17 protein-coding genes are annotated in these 17136 nt (G+C 37.8%); 2 read left to right on the forward strand and 15 right to left on the reverse strand.

Translation table 11 applies throughout. From position 1 onward, the window contains the following. Positions 1-89 precede the first annotated feature (89 nt). The 9 genes from fdx to trmJ all read right to left on the reverse strand — a co-directional run bounded on the left by fdx (position 90) and on the right by trmJ (position 7508). Positions 90-428, reverse strand: a complete 339-nt coding sequence (gene fdx, locus D1094_RS00395) for an ISC system 2Fe-2S type ferredoxin (protein ID WP_118958111.1) — start codon at positions 426-428, stop codon at positions 90-92. Positions 429-435: 7 nt separating this feature from the next. Then, entirely contained in the window at positions 436-2298 is a 1863-nt protein-coding gene (gene hscA, locus D1094_RS00400; RefSeq protein ID WP_118958112.1) for a Fe-S protein assembly chaperone HscA, read from the reverse strand. A 71-nt stretch (positions 2299-2369) separates the two neighbouring features. Beyond that, a complete protein-coding gene (gene hscB / locus D1094_RS00405; RefSeq protein WP_118958113.1) occupies positions 2370-2906 on the reverse strand; it encodes a co-chaperone HscB in 537 nt (178 codons plus the stop codon). A gap of 141 nt (positions 2907-3047) precedes the next feature. Beyond that, entirely contained in the window at positions 3048-3371 is a 324-nt protein-coding gene (iscA, locus tag D1094_RS00410; protein WP_118958114.1) for an iron-sulfur cluster assembly protein IscA, read from the reverse strand. A gap of 12 nt (positions 3372-3383) precedes the next feature. Next, complete coding sequence (iscU, locus tag D1094_RS00415) at positions 3384-3767, reverse strand: Fe-S cluster assembly scaffold IscU (protein ID WP_118958115.1); 384 nt, start codon at positions 3765-3767, stop codon at positions 3384-3386. Between the two features lie 64 nt (positions 3768-3831). Further along, positions 3832-5046: an IscS subfamily cysteine desulfurase gene (locus D1094_RS00420; protein WP_118958116.1), complete on the reverse strand. Its 1215-nt coding sequence runs from the start codon at positions 5044-5046 to the stop codon at positions 3832-3834. Positions 5047-5083: 37 nt separating this feature from the next. Next, entirely contained in the window at positions 5084-5596 is a 513-nt protein-coding gene (iscR, locus tag D1094_RS00425; RefSeq protein ID WP_118958117.1) for a Fe-S cluster assembly transcriptional regulator IscR, read from the reverse strand. 244 nt (positions 5597-5840) lie between these two features. Continuing rightward, the gene (cysE, locus tag D1094_RS00430) at positions 5841-6650 is read right to left on the reverse strand and encodes a serine O-acetyltransferase (RefSeq protein ID WP_118958118.1); all 810 of its coding nucleotides are present in this window, start codon (positions 6648-6650) and stop codon (positions 5841-5843) included. A 48-nt stretch (positions 6651-6698) separates the two neighbouring features. Beyond that, a complete protein-coding gene (gene trmJ / locus D1094_RS00435; protein WP_118958667.1) occupies positions 6699-7508 on the reverse strand; it encodes a tRNA (cytosine(32)/uridine(32)-2'-O)-methyltransferase TrmJ in 810 nt (269 codons plus the stop codon). Positions 7509-7840: 332 nt separating this feature from the next. On the opposite strand from trmJ, the gene suhB reads away from it, so the two are divergent. Further along, a complete protein-coding gene (gene suhB / locus D1094_RS00440) occupies positions 7841-8644 on the forward strand; it encodes an inositol-1-monophosphatase (protein WP_118958119.1) in 804 nt (267 codons plus the stop codon). A gap of 140 nt (positions 8645-8784) precedes the next feature. Further along, on the forward strand, positions 8785-9513 hold the full coding sequence (locus D1094_RS00445) for an ABC transporter substrate-binding protein (protein WP_182440055.1): 729 nt from the start codon (positions 8785-8787) through the stop codon (positions 9511-9513). Between the two features lie 49 nt (positions 9514-9562). Here D1094_RS00445 and D1094_RS00450 read toward each other — a convergent pair whose 3' ends face one another. The 6 genes from D1094_RS00450 to tgt form a co-directional block, all read right to left on the reverse strand. After that, the gene (locus D1094_RS00450) at positions 9563-10726 is read right to left on the reverse strand and encodes an HDOD domain-containing protein (RefSeq protein ID WP_118958121.1); all 1164 of its coding nucleotides are present in this window, start codon (positions 10724-10726) and stop codon (positions 9563-9565) included. Positions 10727-10931: 205 nt separating this feature from the next. Beyond that, positions 10932-12302, reverse strand: coding sequence for a DEAD/DEAH box helicase (locus tag D1094_RS00455; protein WP_118958122.1), 1371 nt, complete (start codon positions 12300-12302; stop codon positions 10932-10934). A 231-nt stretch (positions 12303-12533) separates the two neighbouring features. Next, a complete protein-coding gene (gene secF / locus D1094_RS00460; protein ID WP_118958123.1) occupies positions 12534-13481 on the reverse strand; it encodes a protein translocase subunit SecF in 948 nt (315 codons plus the stop codon). Between the two features lie 21 nt (positions 13482-13502). Then, entirely contained in the window at positions 13503-15350 is a 1848-nt protein-coding gene (secD, locus tag D1094_RS00465; RefSeq protein ID WP_118958124.1) for a protein translocase subunit SecD, read from the reverse strand. 149 nt (positions 15351-15499) lie between these two features. Then, positions 15500-15835: a preprotein translocase subunit YajC gene (yajC, locus tag D1094_RS00470; protein ID WP_118958125.1), complete on the reverse strand. Its 336-nt coding sequence runs from the start codon at positions 15833-15835 to the stop codon at positions 15500-15502. A 75-nt stretch (positions 15836-15910) separates the two neighbouring features. Continuing rightward, entirely contained in the window at positions 15911-17044 is a 1134-nt protein-coding gene (tgt, locus tag D1094_RS00475; RefSeq protein WP_182440084.1) for a tRNA guanosine(34) transglycosylase Tgt, read from the reverse strand. Positions 17045-17136 lie beyond the last annotated feature (92 nt).

The following is a 17136-nucleotide window of genomic DNA, read 5'->3' on the forward strand; positions in this document are numbered from 1 at the left end:
TCCCCTATTACAAACGGATATAATGTCTGATAAAAAAGGGTAATAACATTGCTGTTATTACCCTTTCTAAAATAATATTTGAATAGTACCTAGTGATTTTCAGAAACCATATTCACAGTATACTTTGGAATCTCGACTACTAAATCTTCGTCTTCAACAATTGCTTGACAACCTAAGCGAGAATCTGGCTCTAAGCCCCATGCTTTATCCAGCATGTCATCTTCAAGTTCATCACTCTCTTCAATTGAATCGAACCCTTCTCTGATAATGACATGACAAGTTGTACAGGCACATACTTTTTCACAAGCGTGCTCTATACCAATGTCATTTTTTAAAGCGACGTTAAGTACGCTTTCGCCTTTTTCAGCTTCAACAACTGCACCATCTGGGCATAAGTCTTCGTTAGGTAAAAATATTATCTTTGGCATGAGTGTACTAAACCTTATCTACTGATTGTCCTGATAGCGCTTTGTTAATTGAGCTATCCATTCGTCTTTCGGCAAAAACTGCCGTACTTTGATTAACCACTTCAATAGCATCTTCTATTGCTTTGGTATCATTACCTTGGCTTGTTTGTGCCAACGCGTTTAAATCATTTTCTATCACTGCAATTTCTTCAGCATTTAATAAGTGACCATCATCTGCTAAGGCTGCTTGTACCGATTCAATTACTCTCGCGGCTTCAACCTGTTGTTCTTTTAACATACGAGCTTGCATATCTTCACTCGCATTAGTCATAGAATCTTTAATCATTTGACTGATTTTACTGTCGTCTAAACCAAATGATGGCTTAACTTCAATGCTTGATTCAACACCCGTCGATTTTTCCATCGCTGATACAGATAGCAAGCCATCAGCATCCACTTTAAAGGTAACACGAATATGTGCAGCACCTGCGGTCATTGCTGGTATGCCACGTAATTCAAAACGCGCTAAAGATCGACAGTCATCAACTAATTCTCGTTCACCTTGTAATACGTGAACAGCCATCGCTGTTTGACCATCTTTAAATGTTGTAAACTCTTGTGCTTTTGCCACAGGAATTGTCGTGTTACGTGGAATCACTTTTTCAACTAACCCGCCCATGGTTTCTAAACCAAGAGAAAGCGGAATCACATCAAGTAATAACATATCACTGTCAGGCTTATTACCTGCTAAGATATCCGCTTGAATAGCCGCACCAATTGCCACGACTTTGTCTGGGTCTATCGACGTTAACGGTGTTTTCTTAAAGTACTTTTCAACTTCGCTTCTCACTAACGGTACACGTGTTGAACCACCTACCATAACCACTTCAATAACGTCTTCAACACGAATATTTGCATCTTTTAAGCTTCGACGACAAGCGCGTAGTGTTTTATTAACTAGGCTAGCAACCAGTTGATTAAACGTTTCTTTCGTAAGTTCACCTTGCCATGTGTTTCCATTGTCTAATGATAAAGCCACGTTAACGGTATCAACAGTGGTTAATTGTTCTTTGGCAGCACAGGCTTGTTGCATTAATTGACGTTCTAACTCTGGCGATAACGGCCTTGTTAATCCTGCTTGCTCAATAAGGTGGTCAACAACAACAACATCAAAGTCATCTCCACCTAAAGCAGAATCACCACCTGTGGCCAATACTTCAAACACCCCTTTATTTAAACGAAGAATTGAAATGTCAAAGGTACCGCCACCTAAATCATAAACCGCAATAACGCCTTCTTGTCCAGAATCAAGACCGTAAGCTACAGCTGCAGCAGTTGGCTCATTCAATAAACGCAATACATTAATGCCAGCTAGTTTAGCGGCATCTTTGGTACTTTGACGCTGTGCATCATCAAAATGTGCAGGCACGGTGATAACAACACCAGTAAGTTCACCACCTAATGCCGATTCTGCTCGCGCATTTAATCGCTTTAAAATGTCTGCTGATACTTGAACCGGATTAACTTTACCTTGTCGGGTAATAATTTCTGGGTGATTCTCATCACCACAAAAATCATAGGGTAAAGAAGGATATTTACTTTGAATATCAGACAATGAACGGCCAATTAAACGCTTTGCTGAGGTAATAGTGTTTTTTGCATCTTTAATGCTGAGTTGTTGCGCTTGATGGCCTACTAAGACGTCATTTTCTTGATAACTGACAATAGAGGGTAAAATGTCGCGACTGTCTTCATCACTTAAGGTTTTAGCTTCACCACTTTGAACACTCGCGATTAATGAGTTAGTTGTACCTAAATCTATACCTGCCGCTAATCTATGATCGTGTGGAACTGTGCTTTGACCGGGTTCTGCAATTTGTAATAATGCCATGGTTCTTCTTTATGTTCTTTGGTTGTAAACTTAAGGGAAATTATTGATTAATTAACGATATAACTAACACGTTAATCATCAAATAAAGAATCTTCTAATCGTTCAACTTCAATGTCGAGTTTTCTATAAAACTTCAACTTACGTAAATTATCGCATGCCATCTGATTTGATGCAGGAGTATTTTCATGTATTTGCTGTTGCATTAAAGCGAAAATACCTTGGCTTTCTGTAGCTAGCTCTTCTTGTGCGGCAAATAACGCACCGTCAACATCATCAGCATGTTTAATGTCTTCAAGCATTTCTCTTAATTCCATTTGGCGCATTAAAAATTGTGTATCGCCAAAAGTATTTTGCTCGTTAGGCATATCAACACCACGTAATATCAGAAGGTATTCAGCACGTTTTAAAGGATCTTTCAAGGTTTGGTAGGCATCGTTAATTTGAGCTGACTTTTGCACGGCTAGTAATTGCTCTTGTGAAGAAGCATGGGCAAAACGGTCTGGGTGAACAGCTTTTTGCAAAGTTTGATATTGTTCAGCTAGCTGGCTTAAATCAACCTCAAAAGAAGTCGTTAAATCCAGTAATTCAAAATAATTAAGAGTACTCATTGCATTACATCTCTCTAAGACAAGAAAGGGCCTTATTTGCGTAACTTAGCTAAAAATAATCGGTTTTAGTAACGTAAAAAGTGTTCAATAAAGACTCATTGAACACTTTTTCACAACATATTATATTAGCTAGATAACCAATTAAACGTTAAAGCTTTCACCACAACCACACTCGCCTTTCGCGTTTGGGTTGGTAAATTTGAAGCCTTCATTAAGACCTTCTTTAACAAAGTCTAATTCAATGCCTTCAAGGTAAACTAAGCTTTTAGTGTCAATAATAATATTAACATCATCAATTGAGAATAATTGATCATCTTCATTAAGATCATCAACAAACTCAAGCACATAGGCTAAACCAGAGCAACCCGTAGTTTTGATACCTAGACGTAAACCAAGGCCTTTACCTCGATTTGCCATAAACGACTTAACGCGTTCATTAGCTGCTGGTGTCATGGTAACTGACATGATCTACTCCTGCTATTTGCCTTGCTTTGTTTGATAATCTTCAATGGCTGCTTTAATGGCATCTTCTGCCAAAATCGAACAATGAATCTTAACCGGTGGTAAAGCTAACTCTTCAGCAATAGCGGTGTTTTTAATTTCACCTGCTTCTTCAATTGACTTACCTTTAACCCATTCTGTTACTAATGAGCTTGAAGCAATTGCAGAGCCGCAACCGTAGGTTTTAAATTTTGCATCTTCAATAATACCTGTATCAGATATTTTAAGTTGCAACTTCATCACGTCACCACATGCAGGTGCGCCAACCATACCAGTAGCTACTGACGGATCATTTTTATCTAAAGATCCTACGTTACGTGGGTTTTCATAATGATCGATAACTTTTTCGCTATAAGCCATAATACTCTCCTCATCTTTGCCAGTAGCTAAAACCACTGACAATAAATTTATTTCGTGCTGCTAATTAGTGAGCAGCCCATTCAATAGAATCTAAATCAATACCGTCTTTGAACATTTCCCAAAGCGGTGACATATCACGAAGGTGTCCGATTGATCGTTTAATTAAATCAATGGCAAAATCGACTTCTTCTTCAGTAGTAAAGCGACCAAAGCTAAAACGAATTGAACTGTGCGCCATTTCGTCATTTAAGCCAAGAGCTCGAAGTACATAAGATGGCTCTAAACTTGCCGAAGTACATGCAGAGCCTGAAGATACTGCTAAGTCTTTAAGTGCCATAATTAACGATTCACCTTCAACAAAATTGAAGCTAACGTTTAAGTTACCGGCAAATCGTTTCTCAACATCACCATTGATAAAGACTTGTTCCATGGTGTTAATACCTGCCCATAAACGATCACGCATGGCGGTAACATGTGCTAAATCTTGTGCCATTTCTTCTTTAGCTATACGACACGCTTCACCCATACCAACAATTTGGTGAGTCGCTAGTGTACCTGAACGCATACCACGTTCATGACCACCACCGTGTGTTTGAGCTTCTAAGCGAATACGTGGCTTACGACGAACATATAAAGCACCAATGCCTTTAGGGCCGTACATTTTATGAGCTGAAATTGAAAGTAAATCAACTTTAAGCTGTTGTAAGTCTATATTAATTTTACCTGCACTTTGTGCTGCATCAACATGGAAAATAATCTTACGAGCACGACACATTTCACCAATTTCAGCGATGTCTTGGATAACACCTACTTCATTGTTTACATGCATAATACTGACAAGTACTGTGTCATCACGCATTGCGTCATTTAATTTATTTAAGTCAATTAAGCCATTTTCTTCAGGATCTAAATAAGTCACTTCAAACCCTTGGCGTTCTAATTCACGACAAGTATCTAAAACCGCTTTGTGTTCAGTTTTACAGGTGATAATGTGCTTGCCTTTTTTACTATAAAAGTTAGCTGCACCTTTAATAGCAAGGTTATTAGACTCTGTAGCACCTGAAGTGAAAACAATCTCACGAGGGTCAGCGTTAAGTAAATCTGCGATTTGATTACGTGCAATATCAACCGCTTCTTCTGCTTGCCAACCAAACTTATGAGAACGAGAAGCAGGATTACCAAAATGACCTTCTGTTGTCATATATTGCATCATTTTCTCTGCAACACGCTTATCAACAGGCGTAGTAGCAGAATAATCAAAATAAATAGGAAGCTTCATTCGCTTACTCTCTCCAATTTAAAATCAATACGACAGCTTATTGCCAGTCGTGAGCTATATTCTTTGTAGTAATTAAGGTTTCTAAAGCAAGATCTTTCGATTTAACATTGTTTTGTAAATCATCTTGTCTTTGCGAAACCGCTTTAATATCACGCTTTTCAACTAATTCCGATAAGGTGATATTTTGTAGAAATTCTTCGATTCGCTGACTAAGCCCTTGCCATAAAGAGTGAGTTAAACATTGCTCACCAGCTTGGCAGTTACCTTTGCCAGAACATTTAGTGGCATCAACACTTTCATTAACCGCACTAATAACATCAGCAACGGCAATTTGTGCAGAGCATTTACCTAATCGGTATCCGCCACCAGGACCACGTACACTCGTTACAAGCCCTTGTTTTCTTAGACGAGAAAAAAGCTGCTCTAAATAAGATAGAGAAATACCTTGGCGTTCAGAAATATCTGCCAACGATACAGGTCCGTATACCGCATGAATTGTTACATCCAACATAGCAGTAACAGCGTAGCGACCTTTTGAGGTAAGTTTCATAATCAGCTCTCAAATATAACAGTATCATTAAGTAAAATTATTCAGCAGGACAACCAAATAGCGACTTATTTACTCATTTGCGCGCAATTTTACATAACCTTATAAAATAGTCAAATATATACCCGACTAATTTACTCAGGTATTATAACTGAAGAAAAGCTGAGGGAAAAGTAATAGTTGACTAATTTTGTCAACTATTACTGAATTCTATATTAAGCAACTGTATTAATTAATAAAATAGTCGTTAAATTTCAGGATCAAAACTTTCTACTATGCCTTCTCTGCGTTTAGCGGCAGCTTTTTCATCTTCAACAAATTCACCTACGCGTAATTCTGGTAAATCTTTTGAACAAACATCACCACCCATGGCATTAATTTCTTTACATAAATCTGTAACACGATTATCCATTAGATGGACATGGTCAATTAATCGACCTATTGCTTTAGCGACAGGATCTGGGTTATCAGCAGAAACCGCATAAGCATCGAAACCATATTGCTTAGCTACTTGCTCTCGCTTATCGTGCTCTTCTTTTTCTTTCTTATCAGGCACAATTCTACCTGGTATACCTACCGCTGTTGCATTTTCAGGGACATCTTTTACAACAACGGAGTTCGAGCCAACCTTGCCACCTTTACCAATAGTAATAGGGCCTAATACTTGTGCGCCAGCGCCAATAACGACATTATCTTCTAAAGTTGGATGACGTTTACCTGCTTTCCAACTTGTACCACCCAGGGTAACTCCTTGGTATAAAGTGACATCATCGCCTATTTCAGCAGTGCCACCAATAACGACGCCCATACCATGATCAATAAAGAAGCGTTTGCCTATAGTGGCACCTGGGTGAATTTCTATACCTGTCAACCACCTAGAAAAGGTCGAAAACAATCTAGCAAGTAACTTCCAATTTGCTTTCCATAGTTTATGACTAATTCGATGAAACCAAATTGCATGTAAACCGGGGTAGTTTAGTAATACTTCAAAGCTCGTACGAGCAGCGGGATCTCTATCAAAGACACTGTTGATATCTTCTTTGATACGGTCAAACATAATACTTCCTTATTTCCATTAATTCCCCAAGTGTAAAAGCTCAGGTCGTTATTTGTTATTCTTAGCCGTTCTTTCAATTGAAGCCAAAATACCACGCATCATTTTAACTTCTTTAACGTCAGGTCTTGCACGGTTAAATAAACGTCGTAGTTTTGTCATCACTAAACCAGGGTGCTTAGGCACGATAAAGCCCGTTGCCTTTAACGCTTCTTCAAAATGCTGGTAGAAGCGTTCAGTTTCTTCAACAACAGGAAATAACTCATCATCTTCACTGGTTGCTTTAGAAATGTCGGTACCATTACCTGTACTGCGCTCTTGATAATTTTGATCATGAGCTAATAAATAGCTAGTTCGTATTTCATAACTCAAAGTTTGTACTGCCATAGCTAAATTAAGCGAGCTATATTCGGGGTTAGCTGGTATTTGTACATGAAAATGACATAACTGTAATTCTTCATTGGTTAAACCACTACTTTCGCGACCGAATACTAAAGCAACAGGATATTCACTTGCTTCACTCACCATTTTCTCACCACACCCTCTTGGCTCAAGCATTGGCCAAGGTAAAGTACGAGAACGAGCACTTGTCCCAACAACTAAGCCACAGTCTTCAATGGCTTCTTCCAAAGTACTCACTACCTTAGCATTGGCTAACACATCGGTAGCACCTGCGGCTAGAGCTTGTGCTTGCCCATTTGGCATTTCAATAGGATCAACCAGTACTAATTGGCTAAGCCCCATGGTTTTCATTGCCCGTGCTGCTGAGCCGATATTACGACAGTCAGACGTATTGACTAATACAATCTTTACGCGATCTAATAAATTGTTAGGTAGCTTACTACTTAGTGTGTCTGTCATTTTATACTCTACATTTTCTAAAGAATTATTGATTACTCGACTAGCTAAAACGTCTAGACGGCTAAAGTGCATAATTCTACCATAAAAGAGTACTGCTGTACTTAATAAAAAGCACGTACAATGTGCTAAAAACGCTATGGCGAATTATTATTTAATAGTCTATTTATATATATAGGCTGTTCTCAACCTACATCGATTAAAATATAAACAATTATTTTTCTATTTATATCGCAAACTACATTTAACTTTGCTATACTACGCCGCGCTTGATTTCCTGAATGTAGGAATCAATTTTCGTTCTTTTAAAAGCCATTTACAAATAGGTACTCTATATGCATCCGATGCTAAATATTGCCGTGCGCGCTGCGCGTACAGCTGGTAAAGTGATTGTTCGCTCTTTTGAGCAACTTGATAAAGTTGAAGTTGAATCAAAAGGAACTAACGATTTCGTTAGTAGCGTAGATTTAAATGCTGAAGAAGCAATTATTGAGACTATTCGTAAATCGTACCCAGAACACACCATTATTTGTGAAGAATCTGGCGTTTCAAAAGGCTCAGACGATGATTACCAATGGATAGTTGATCCATTAGATGGTACAACAAACTTCGTCAAAGGCATCCCTCATTTTGCCGTATCAATTGCATTAAAAGTAAAAGGTAAACTTGATCAAGCCGTGATCTTTGATCCTATTCGTGGTGAATTATTCACTGCAAGCCGTGGTAAAGGTGCACAATTAAACGGCTTTAGAATTCGTGTTAAAAATCATAAAGAGTTATCAGGTACTGTACTTGCTACAGGCTTCCCATTTAAACATAAACAACATACCTCAGCATACATGGCAATGTTTAGTGCTTTATTTACTAAAACGTCTGATATGCGAAGAGCTGGATCTGCAGCTCTCGATTTAGCTTATGTCGCTGCTGGCCGAGTTGATGGCTTCTTCGAAATCGGTCTAAAACCATGGGATACGGCTGCGGGTGAGTTGTTAGTCATTGAAGCTGGCGGTTTAGTGACTGACTTTGCTGGTGGACATAATCAAGCAAAATCAGGCAATATTGTGGCAAGTAGTACAAGACTACAAAAAGAAATATTAAAAGAACTTCGTCCTCATTTAGGTGATGCTTTAAATAAGTAATCATTCAATAATTTCTATATAAAACGTCAAAAGTATCACTACTATTGGCGTTTTTTTATAGCAGCATTTATCTTTACTTATGCGTTTATATGTTTTAGCGCTGATTTAATATGAGTTTTATTTACTCACAAAGGTTAGTAATGTCGAAAATACTTTATTCTCTATGTTTGTTTGTTTACAGCTATGCAATATCAATTAATGGCTTTACTCAAACAATCTCTGTGGTTACTGAAGATGCACCAAGTCTGCAATACCAGAAAACATCTGGAGAGATGGCAGGTCCTGCAGCTAAACTTATAGAAAAAGTATTCAATGAATCTGGCTTGAGCTTTGAAACGCGTGTTCTACCGTGGGCAAGAGCTTATAAAGAAGCCAATCTAGTTCCCAACACCTTAATTTATTCTATGGTGAGAACCATTGAGCGTGAAGATAAATTTCATTGGATTGGCATTATTTCAAAGCCTAAATATTACTTTTTTGCGCTTAAAAACACCGAGATTCCTTCATCTAATAACATTAAAGACTTCAGTAAATATCGAGTTGGTTCATTATTAAGTAGCGCTAGTTACTCAACGTTAAAAGCGCAAGGTTTTGAATATTTAGTACCGGTAACAACCGCAAAACAAGTTTTTCAATTGTTAACTAAAAACAGAGTTGATTTAATCACTGCAAATTTAACCGCATTTGATGAGATTTGTCAGCATCACAGCACTGAATGTAGTCAAATAAAAGCTATCGCCCCTATTGAACCGCTAAATAATCGAGCTTTATATTTTGCAATGAATAAAGACTCAGACCCTAAAGTAGTACAGCGTTTACGCAGAAGTTATCAAAAGTTGCTTAAAGAAAATAAGATTAAAATATTATAAGAACTCAGATAGTTACCTGTCCCCTTTTCATACGAAATTGATTAGATAATTAAATATCAGCGTTCACTTTGCTAATAATTTTGTTTAATTTCTTTTTAAATCCTTCGTCAGCAATTACTGCATTAATTTTATCAAAACCAGCTAGCTGTATGTTTTCTTGCGTGTAATAAAACTCTAATTCACCTAATGCTTCATAACTCACTTCATCATAATCTGGTACATCGCTTAAGCCATTAAAAGACACCAAATCACCTAAACGACAAGATAAATAACATAATAAAACATGTCGAGTCTGTTCATGACTTAGTTCATTAATTACACTACCGCTTGTTAACGGTAAAATACTATGATCGATACCTGACTCCAAAGCACCAGGTAATTGCCATTGTTTGGCAAGATGTTTACCTACAATGGCTGAATTGATTCCCATCGACTCTTGAAAAACCTTTGTACGTTCAAACAACGTAAAGTCATCTAAATAAAAACCTGCCAGTGATGGCTTGTAAGATAAAATAGCTAAGTCGCCTAAATAAGACAGTAAACAACGAGTAGAGAGTTCTGCTGGGTTTTCTTCGCCCATTTCCTTGGCAACTAAGGCACAAAATGAACTCGCTAAGTAACTTGCTTTCCATAATTTTTGATACGCATCATTCTGATTTTTATCAGTAAACTCCATACCTTGTTGCATAGCAAATTGCATAGCAATACTTTTAACTTGCCCTACTCCTAAATAAATAATAGCGTGGTTAATATTGGTTATAGGTTGGTGTAATGCAAATAAAGGTGAATTAACCGCATTAAGCACCTTAGCGGTCATTTCTGTGTCTTTTTTGATTAATTCAAAAAGTTCATTAGGTTCGAAAGAACGTTGGGTTAACGGCAACAGTAGTGGGTGTGGTTTTCGAAATGATTGATTTATTTCAGCAATAATTTTTTGTTGTTTCTCATTTAGCTTATCAGATGTATGTACTTGGAATGCTAAAAAGTCTTCAGGTGCTTCGCTTTTTTCTTTGATTTTTTGTGTTTTTTCTTCAGGCTTGTCACCAACAAACTCAGCATTTATTGGTTTATGGACCGTTTTCTTTTTTGCATTGATTTTTGCTCCTTCAACCATATGTGAATATTGATGTTTAGACTTCTTTTTATCTCTTTTAGATAAGATAACAAACACCACAACAGCAATGATTAAAACCACAAAAATATTGAACAGCATACAAAGTTCCTTTTATGCTCACTATTTGTAATGAGCACATGAAATATAAGCTAAAAAAAGCCAAGGTAATCACTGTAATTTATTTTTGTATCTTATTCTAGTAATGGATTAACTAAATAGGGACCTGCTATCGCGTTGCTAACTTTTATCGAGCAACTCAGGATGAGCTGCTCGATAAGGTGATTTCATAGGTACGCTCTAATGTTTAACTATTTTTATTTGGGCTAGGCTTTCTTCTGCGAGCTTTAGCTGCTGGCTTATTGCCTTTAGGTTGAGCGGTGTTAACTTGGCCTTTTTTCTTAGGTGTCCGAACTTGATGCCCACTTGCATTTTCACCTGAACGCTGGCCATCTTTATGTTCAACTTTTTCACTTCTCGGTTTTTTAGCTTTTTTCGGTTTCTTCGCTTTTAATGGCCTGATTGCTCTAGAATCACCTAATTCATTCACTGGTATGAATTTTTCTAATACTTTTCGTTCAATATGCTGCTGAATAACATGTTCAACATCCCACAATAATTCAAGTTCATCAGCACAAACAAGCGAAACCGCTTGGCCAGTATTACCAGCACGCGCCGTTCGGCCAATTCGATGAACATAATCTTCAGGTACATTCGGTAATTCGAAGTTTACAACTTGAGGTAACAAATCTATATCGATACCACGCGCCGCAATATCTGTTGCCACTAATATCTGCACCGTTCCATCTTTAAATGCTGCTAACGCTTTTGTTCGTGCACCTTGACTTTTATTGCCATGAATTGCCGCTGCAGTTAAGCCTTCAGCTTCTAAGAATCGGGTAAGTTTATTAGCGCCATGTTTGGTTTTGGTAAAGACCAAGACTTGTTTCCAGTTATTTTCCTTGATTAAGTAACTTAATACTGCAGGCTTACGTTTTTTATCTACTGCAGTTATCCATTGGGTTACTTTTTCTGCTGTACTATTTTCCGGATTGACCGAAATCTCTAACGGCTTATTGACTAACCCTTTAGCTAAGGCTCGAATATCAGGAGAAAAGGTGGCAGAGAATAATAAGTTTTGACGTTGTTGAGGCAATAATGCCAAGATTTTTTTAATATCTCTTAAAAAGCCCATATCTAGCATACGATCAGCTTCATCTAACACCAGTACTTCTAGCTGAGTAAATTTCACAGCATTTTGATTATATAAATCAAGTAAACGCCCTGGTGTGGCCACTAATACATCAACACCTTGACGTAACCTCATCATTTGCGGATTTATTTTTACCCCACCAAAAACAACAGTCGAATTCAAGTTCAGGTGTTTACTGTAAGTTTCAATACTTTCGCTGACTTGTGCTGCTAGCTCTCGTGTTGGTGTTAATACCAAGGCACGTACATTATTCGCTTTAACTTTATTGCCTTTAATGAGACGTTCTAATAAAGGCAAAGTAAAGCCGGCCGTTTTACCTGTACCGGTTTGCGCTGCAGCCATTACATCACGTCCTGAAATAACTGCAGGAATAGCTTTTGCTTGTATCGGTGAAGGTGTTTTATAGCCCTGTTCGGCTACGGCTTTTAGGATTGGCTCAGATAAACCTAATGAGGTAAAACTCATAAAAACTCTCTTAAAAAATAAACTATAAGCAAGTGCTAAAAACCGTTTCGGCGCTATAACTTGTGGAAGGGCGTGCAGCATACAGTAAGCTTAATGCCAAGTCCATTAATACCAATGTGCATAATGTAGTGTAGTTCACGCAAAGTTAATCACTTTTCTTAGGTATAAAAAAAACCGATAGTAAAAAACTATCGGCTTCTATACTTTTTCAAATTTTGCATTTAACAGTAATTAAGGCATCATCTCTTCTTGATCAGCACCTTCTTTTTCAATCACTTCAGGAATTAAGTCTTCTTTAGAAATGCCTAAAGATAACGCAACCGATGAAGCAACATAAATGGAAGAATACGTACCAACAAACACACCAAACAATAATGCTGTTGCAAAACCGTGAATGAGTGCGCCACCTTTAAAGAATAATGCAGCCAATACTAATAAGGTTGTGATTGAAGTAATAAAAGTACGGCTTAACGTTTGTGTTAATGAGATATCAATAATCTCTTCAGGCGAACCATTACGTACTTTACGGAAGTTTTCACGGATACGATCCGACACTACAATGGTATCGTTCAGTGAATAACCAATAACCGCTAAAATTGCTGCTAATACGGTTAGATCAAACTCTAAACCAAGCACAGAGAAAAGGCCTAACGTTAATAACACATCGTGAAATAACGCCACAACAGAGCCAATGGCAAAGCGCCATTCAAAGCGAAAAGCAACATACACTAAAATACAGATTAAAGCCGTTAGCATTGCTAAACCACCTTGCTCTGCAAGCTCATCACCAACACTTGCACCAACAAACTCTATACGGCGCATATCAACATTTTGACCTGTTCCATCTGTTAATACTTTAAGTACTTGGTTGCCCAACATTTCAGCTTTAACATCATCACGTTGACCTAAACGAATCACGACGTCACGAGAACTACCGTAGAGTTGAACAACAGCGTCTTGATAACCATTGCTATCGAGTACTTCTCTTAATTGCGTTAAATCAGCTGCTTGCTCGAAACCAACTTCAATTAACGTACCGCCAGTAAAATCTAAACCAAAATTTAGTTTATTGGTTGCAAGAGAAGCGATAGACGCAAGCATTAATATTGCACTGAAAATCATGGCATACTTACGTAAGCTCATGAAGGCAACAGTTTCTTTTAATCGTAAAATTTGCATAATAATTAAACTCTCACCTTACTATATAGATAGTTTTTTCAGGGATTTTCCACCCCAAACAGCATTAACGACAGTTCTTGACGCTACCACTGATGTAAACATTGACGTAATAATACCGATTGATAATGTTATCGCGAAACCTTTGACAGGCCCTGTACCAATTGCAAATAAGATAAGTGCGGCAATTAAGGTAGTGATATTAGCATCGATAATGGTTGAGAATGCCGCTTCATAACCTTGATGAATAGCTTGCTGTATAGATTTACCTTCTCTTATTTCTTCACGAATACGTTCAAAAATTAGTACGTTGGCATCAACAGCCATACCCACAGTTAAAACAATACCTGCCATACCCGGTAAAGATAATGCCGCTCCAGGAATCATCGACATGATGCCAACAATTAACACTAAGTTAGCCCCTAACGCTAAGTTAGCCACAACACCAAAAGCTTTGTAGTAAACCATCATGAAGATAAAGACTAAAGCAAAGCCCATCATGATTGCTTGAAAACCTAACTTAACATTCTCAGCTCCAAGTGTTGGGCCTACTGTACGCTCTTCAACAATAGTAATTGGCGCAATCAATGCACCGGCACGTAGTAATAATGCTAAGTTATGTGCTTCTGCTTGACTACCAGCACCAGTGATACGAAATTGCTTACCTAAACGTGCTTGAATAGTCGCAATTGAAATAATTTCTTCTACTTTTTCAAAGATTATATTGCCTTCAGCATCTTTTTTATCGGTAGCTTTATATTCAATAAATACCGTCGCCATTGGCTTACCGATATTATTTTTAGTGCCATTCGACATTTTACTGCCGCCTGCACTATCTAGTGAAATATTTACTTGTGGACGTGAATATTCATCAAAACCAGATTTCGCATCAGTAATATGATCACCCGTTAGCATTACACGCTTTTTCAATAGTGATGGTTTACCATCACGGTCGGTCAATAAAATTGAACTTGCAGGCACCCTGCCATTTAATGCATTGCCTAAATCACCTTCAGTGTCGACTAATCTAAACTCAATAGTCGCGGTTGCATTAAGTATTTCTTTCGCTTTGGCGGTATCTTGAACACCAGGCAATTCTATAACAATATGTTTTTTACCTTGGCGTTGCACTAGTGGTTCCGCAACACCTAACTCATTTACACGATTACGAATAATCGTTATATTTTGTTGAAGAGCATACTCTCGAATTTCTTTTTCTTTTTGCTCTGTCATACTCGCTGTTAACGTTAATGAATCATCATCTGTTTTAAATAATAAATCACGGTAACGTTTTGAAAGTAATGACTCGGCCGCTTCTAAATCTTCAACTTTTCGAAAGATAACACTAATCGCATTACCGTCTTCTTTTACGGTACGATAACGAATCTTCTCATTACGTAATTCAGAACGAAACTCGCCAACCATGCCTGCTTTCGCTTTTGCCATGGCTTCTTTCATGTTAACTTCCATTAAGAAGCTAACACCACCACTCAAATCTAGACCTAACTTCATTGGCACACCACCAATACTAGCTAACCATTCAGGCGTATTAGGTGTTAAATTAAGTGCAACTGAATACTGTTTACCTAATTTTTCATCAAGAATATCACGCGCCTTTAATTGAGATTCAGTATTTTTAAAGCGAGTTAATATCTGACCTTTTTCCAGCGCGATGCTGTCGTAAGCAATATTACTTTGTTCTAATTGAGCTTTGATTTGATCAAGAGTTGCGGTATCGGCTTCAACACCTCGTAAACCTGAAACTTGCACTGCGGGTGCTTCACCGTATAGGTTTGGTGTGGCATAGAGTGCACCTATGGCAATAATAAGCATCACCATCAGTGTTTTCCATAAAGGGTATTTGTTTAACACAATGTGTCCTTTTCTATTTTTTATTTAGCACTGGTATAATTGTCTACATCAAGGTTAAGAGCTTTAAAATCAAAGAAAAAGTACGTTATGGCAAAGACCAAACTGTACTTTTTCTGTTTAGAAAATCAGCTTATAACAAAGAAAAACGATTATAAGTTTTTCATTGTACCTTTAGGTAATACGGCACTAATTGCTGCTTTTTGAATAGTCACTTCTGTACCTTCTGCAACACTAATAGCGATAAAGTCTTTTTCGTCAGAAACCTTAACTATTTTCCCAACAATACCACCTTGAGTAAGTACTTCATCACCCTTTGATAAGGCAGACATTAAACCTTTATGCTCTTTAACACGCTTAGCTTGTGGGCGATAAATCATAAAGTAAAACACTAAACCAAACACGGCTAGCATGATGATCATTTCCATACCACCACTTTGAGGGGCTGGGGCTGCTGCAGCATGTGCTGTGTTAATAAATAAACTCATATTATCCTCTACTTCTTCTTATTAAATTTAAATCGTATAGAGTTTGCAATTATACAAACCAAAATTCTTTTGGAGCTAAATTTGCTCACTTCCTTCTGCTAATGGTGGAACAGGTAAACCACGCACAGCATAAAACTCTTCAACAAAGTCGTCTAATTTACCTTGCTCTATCGCATCACGCAAACCTTGCATTACACGTTGATAAAAATGCAAGTTATGTAAGGTGTTTAATTGCGATCCTAAAATCTCTTTACACTTATCTAAATGATGTAAATAAGCGCGTGAATAATTTTTACAGGTATAACAATCACACGTAGGATCTAATGGTCGAGTATCTGTTTTATGACTTGCGTTACGTATTTTAATCACGCCATCATTAACAAACAAATGACCGTTACGAGCATTACGTGTTGGCATGACACAATCAAACATATCAATACCACGTCGCACACCTTCAACTAAATCTTCAGGTTTGCCTACTCCCATCAGATATCGGGGCTTATTCTCAGGTATCAAGGGCGCGGTATGATCTAAAATACGAATCATATCTTCCTTCGGCTCTCCAACTGATAAGCCACCAATAGCATAACCGTCAAACTCAATTGCTTTTAAGCCCTTAACAGACACTTCACGCAAGTCTTCATACATGCCACCTTGGATGATGCCAAATAATGCATTGATGCTATCACCGTGTGCATCTTTTGAACGTTGAGCCCAACGCAGTGACAACTCCATAGAGTCTTTTGATTCTTTATGAGTGGCAGGGTATGGCGTACATTCATCGAAGATCATAACGATATCTGAATTTAAACTACGCTGAACTTCCATCGAACGCTCAGGTGTTAGCATAATTTTTTCACCGTTAACGGGAGAACTAAAGCGTACACCTTCTTCGGTGATTTTTCGCATATCACCTAAGCTAAATACTTGGAAACCACCTGAATCAGTTAAAATAGGTTTATCCCAGTTCATAAAGCCATGTAAACCGCCATGCTGTTCAATGATATCTGTACCAGGTCGTAACATTAAATGAAACGTGTTCCCTAAAATAATATCTGCACCAGTAGCTTCAACCTCATCGGTTTTCATGCCTTTTACTGTGCCGTATGTACCAACAGGCATGAAAGCAGGTGTTTCAACGATTCCGCGGTCAAAAATCAATCGACCACGGCGCGCTTTACCGTCTTTAGTGATTAATTCATATTTCATTCTATTTTTTACAGTTACTGTCATTTTTCTTACTCAAGTCACCCACTAGCAAAACAGGCCGGCGGTGTTTAGGTTAACGGCGATAGCATACA

The organism is Colwellia sp. RSH04 (genome assembly GCF_003545765.1).
Lineage (GTDB): Bacteria > Pseudomonadota > Gammaproteobacteria > Enterobacterales > Alteromonadaceae > Colwellia.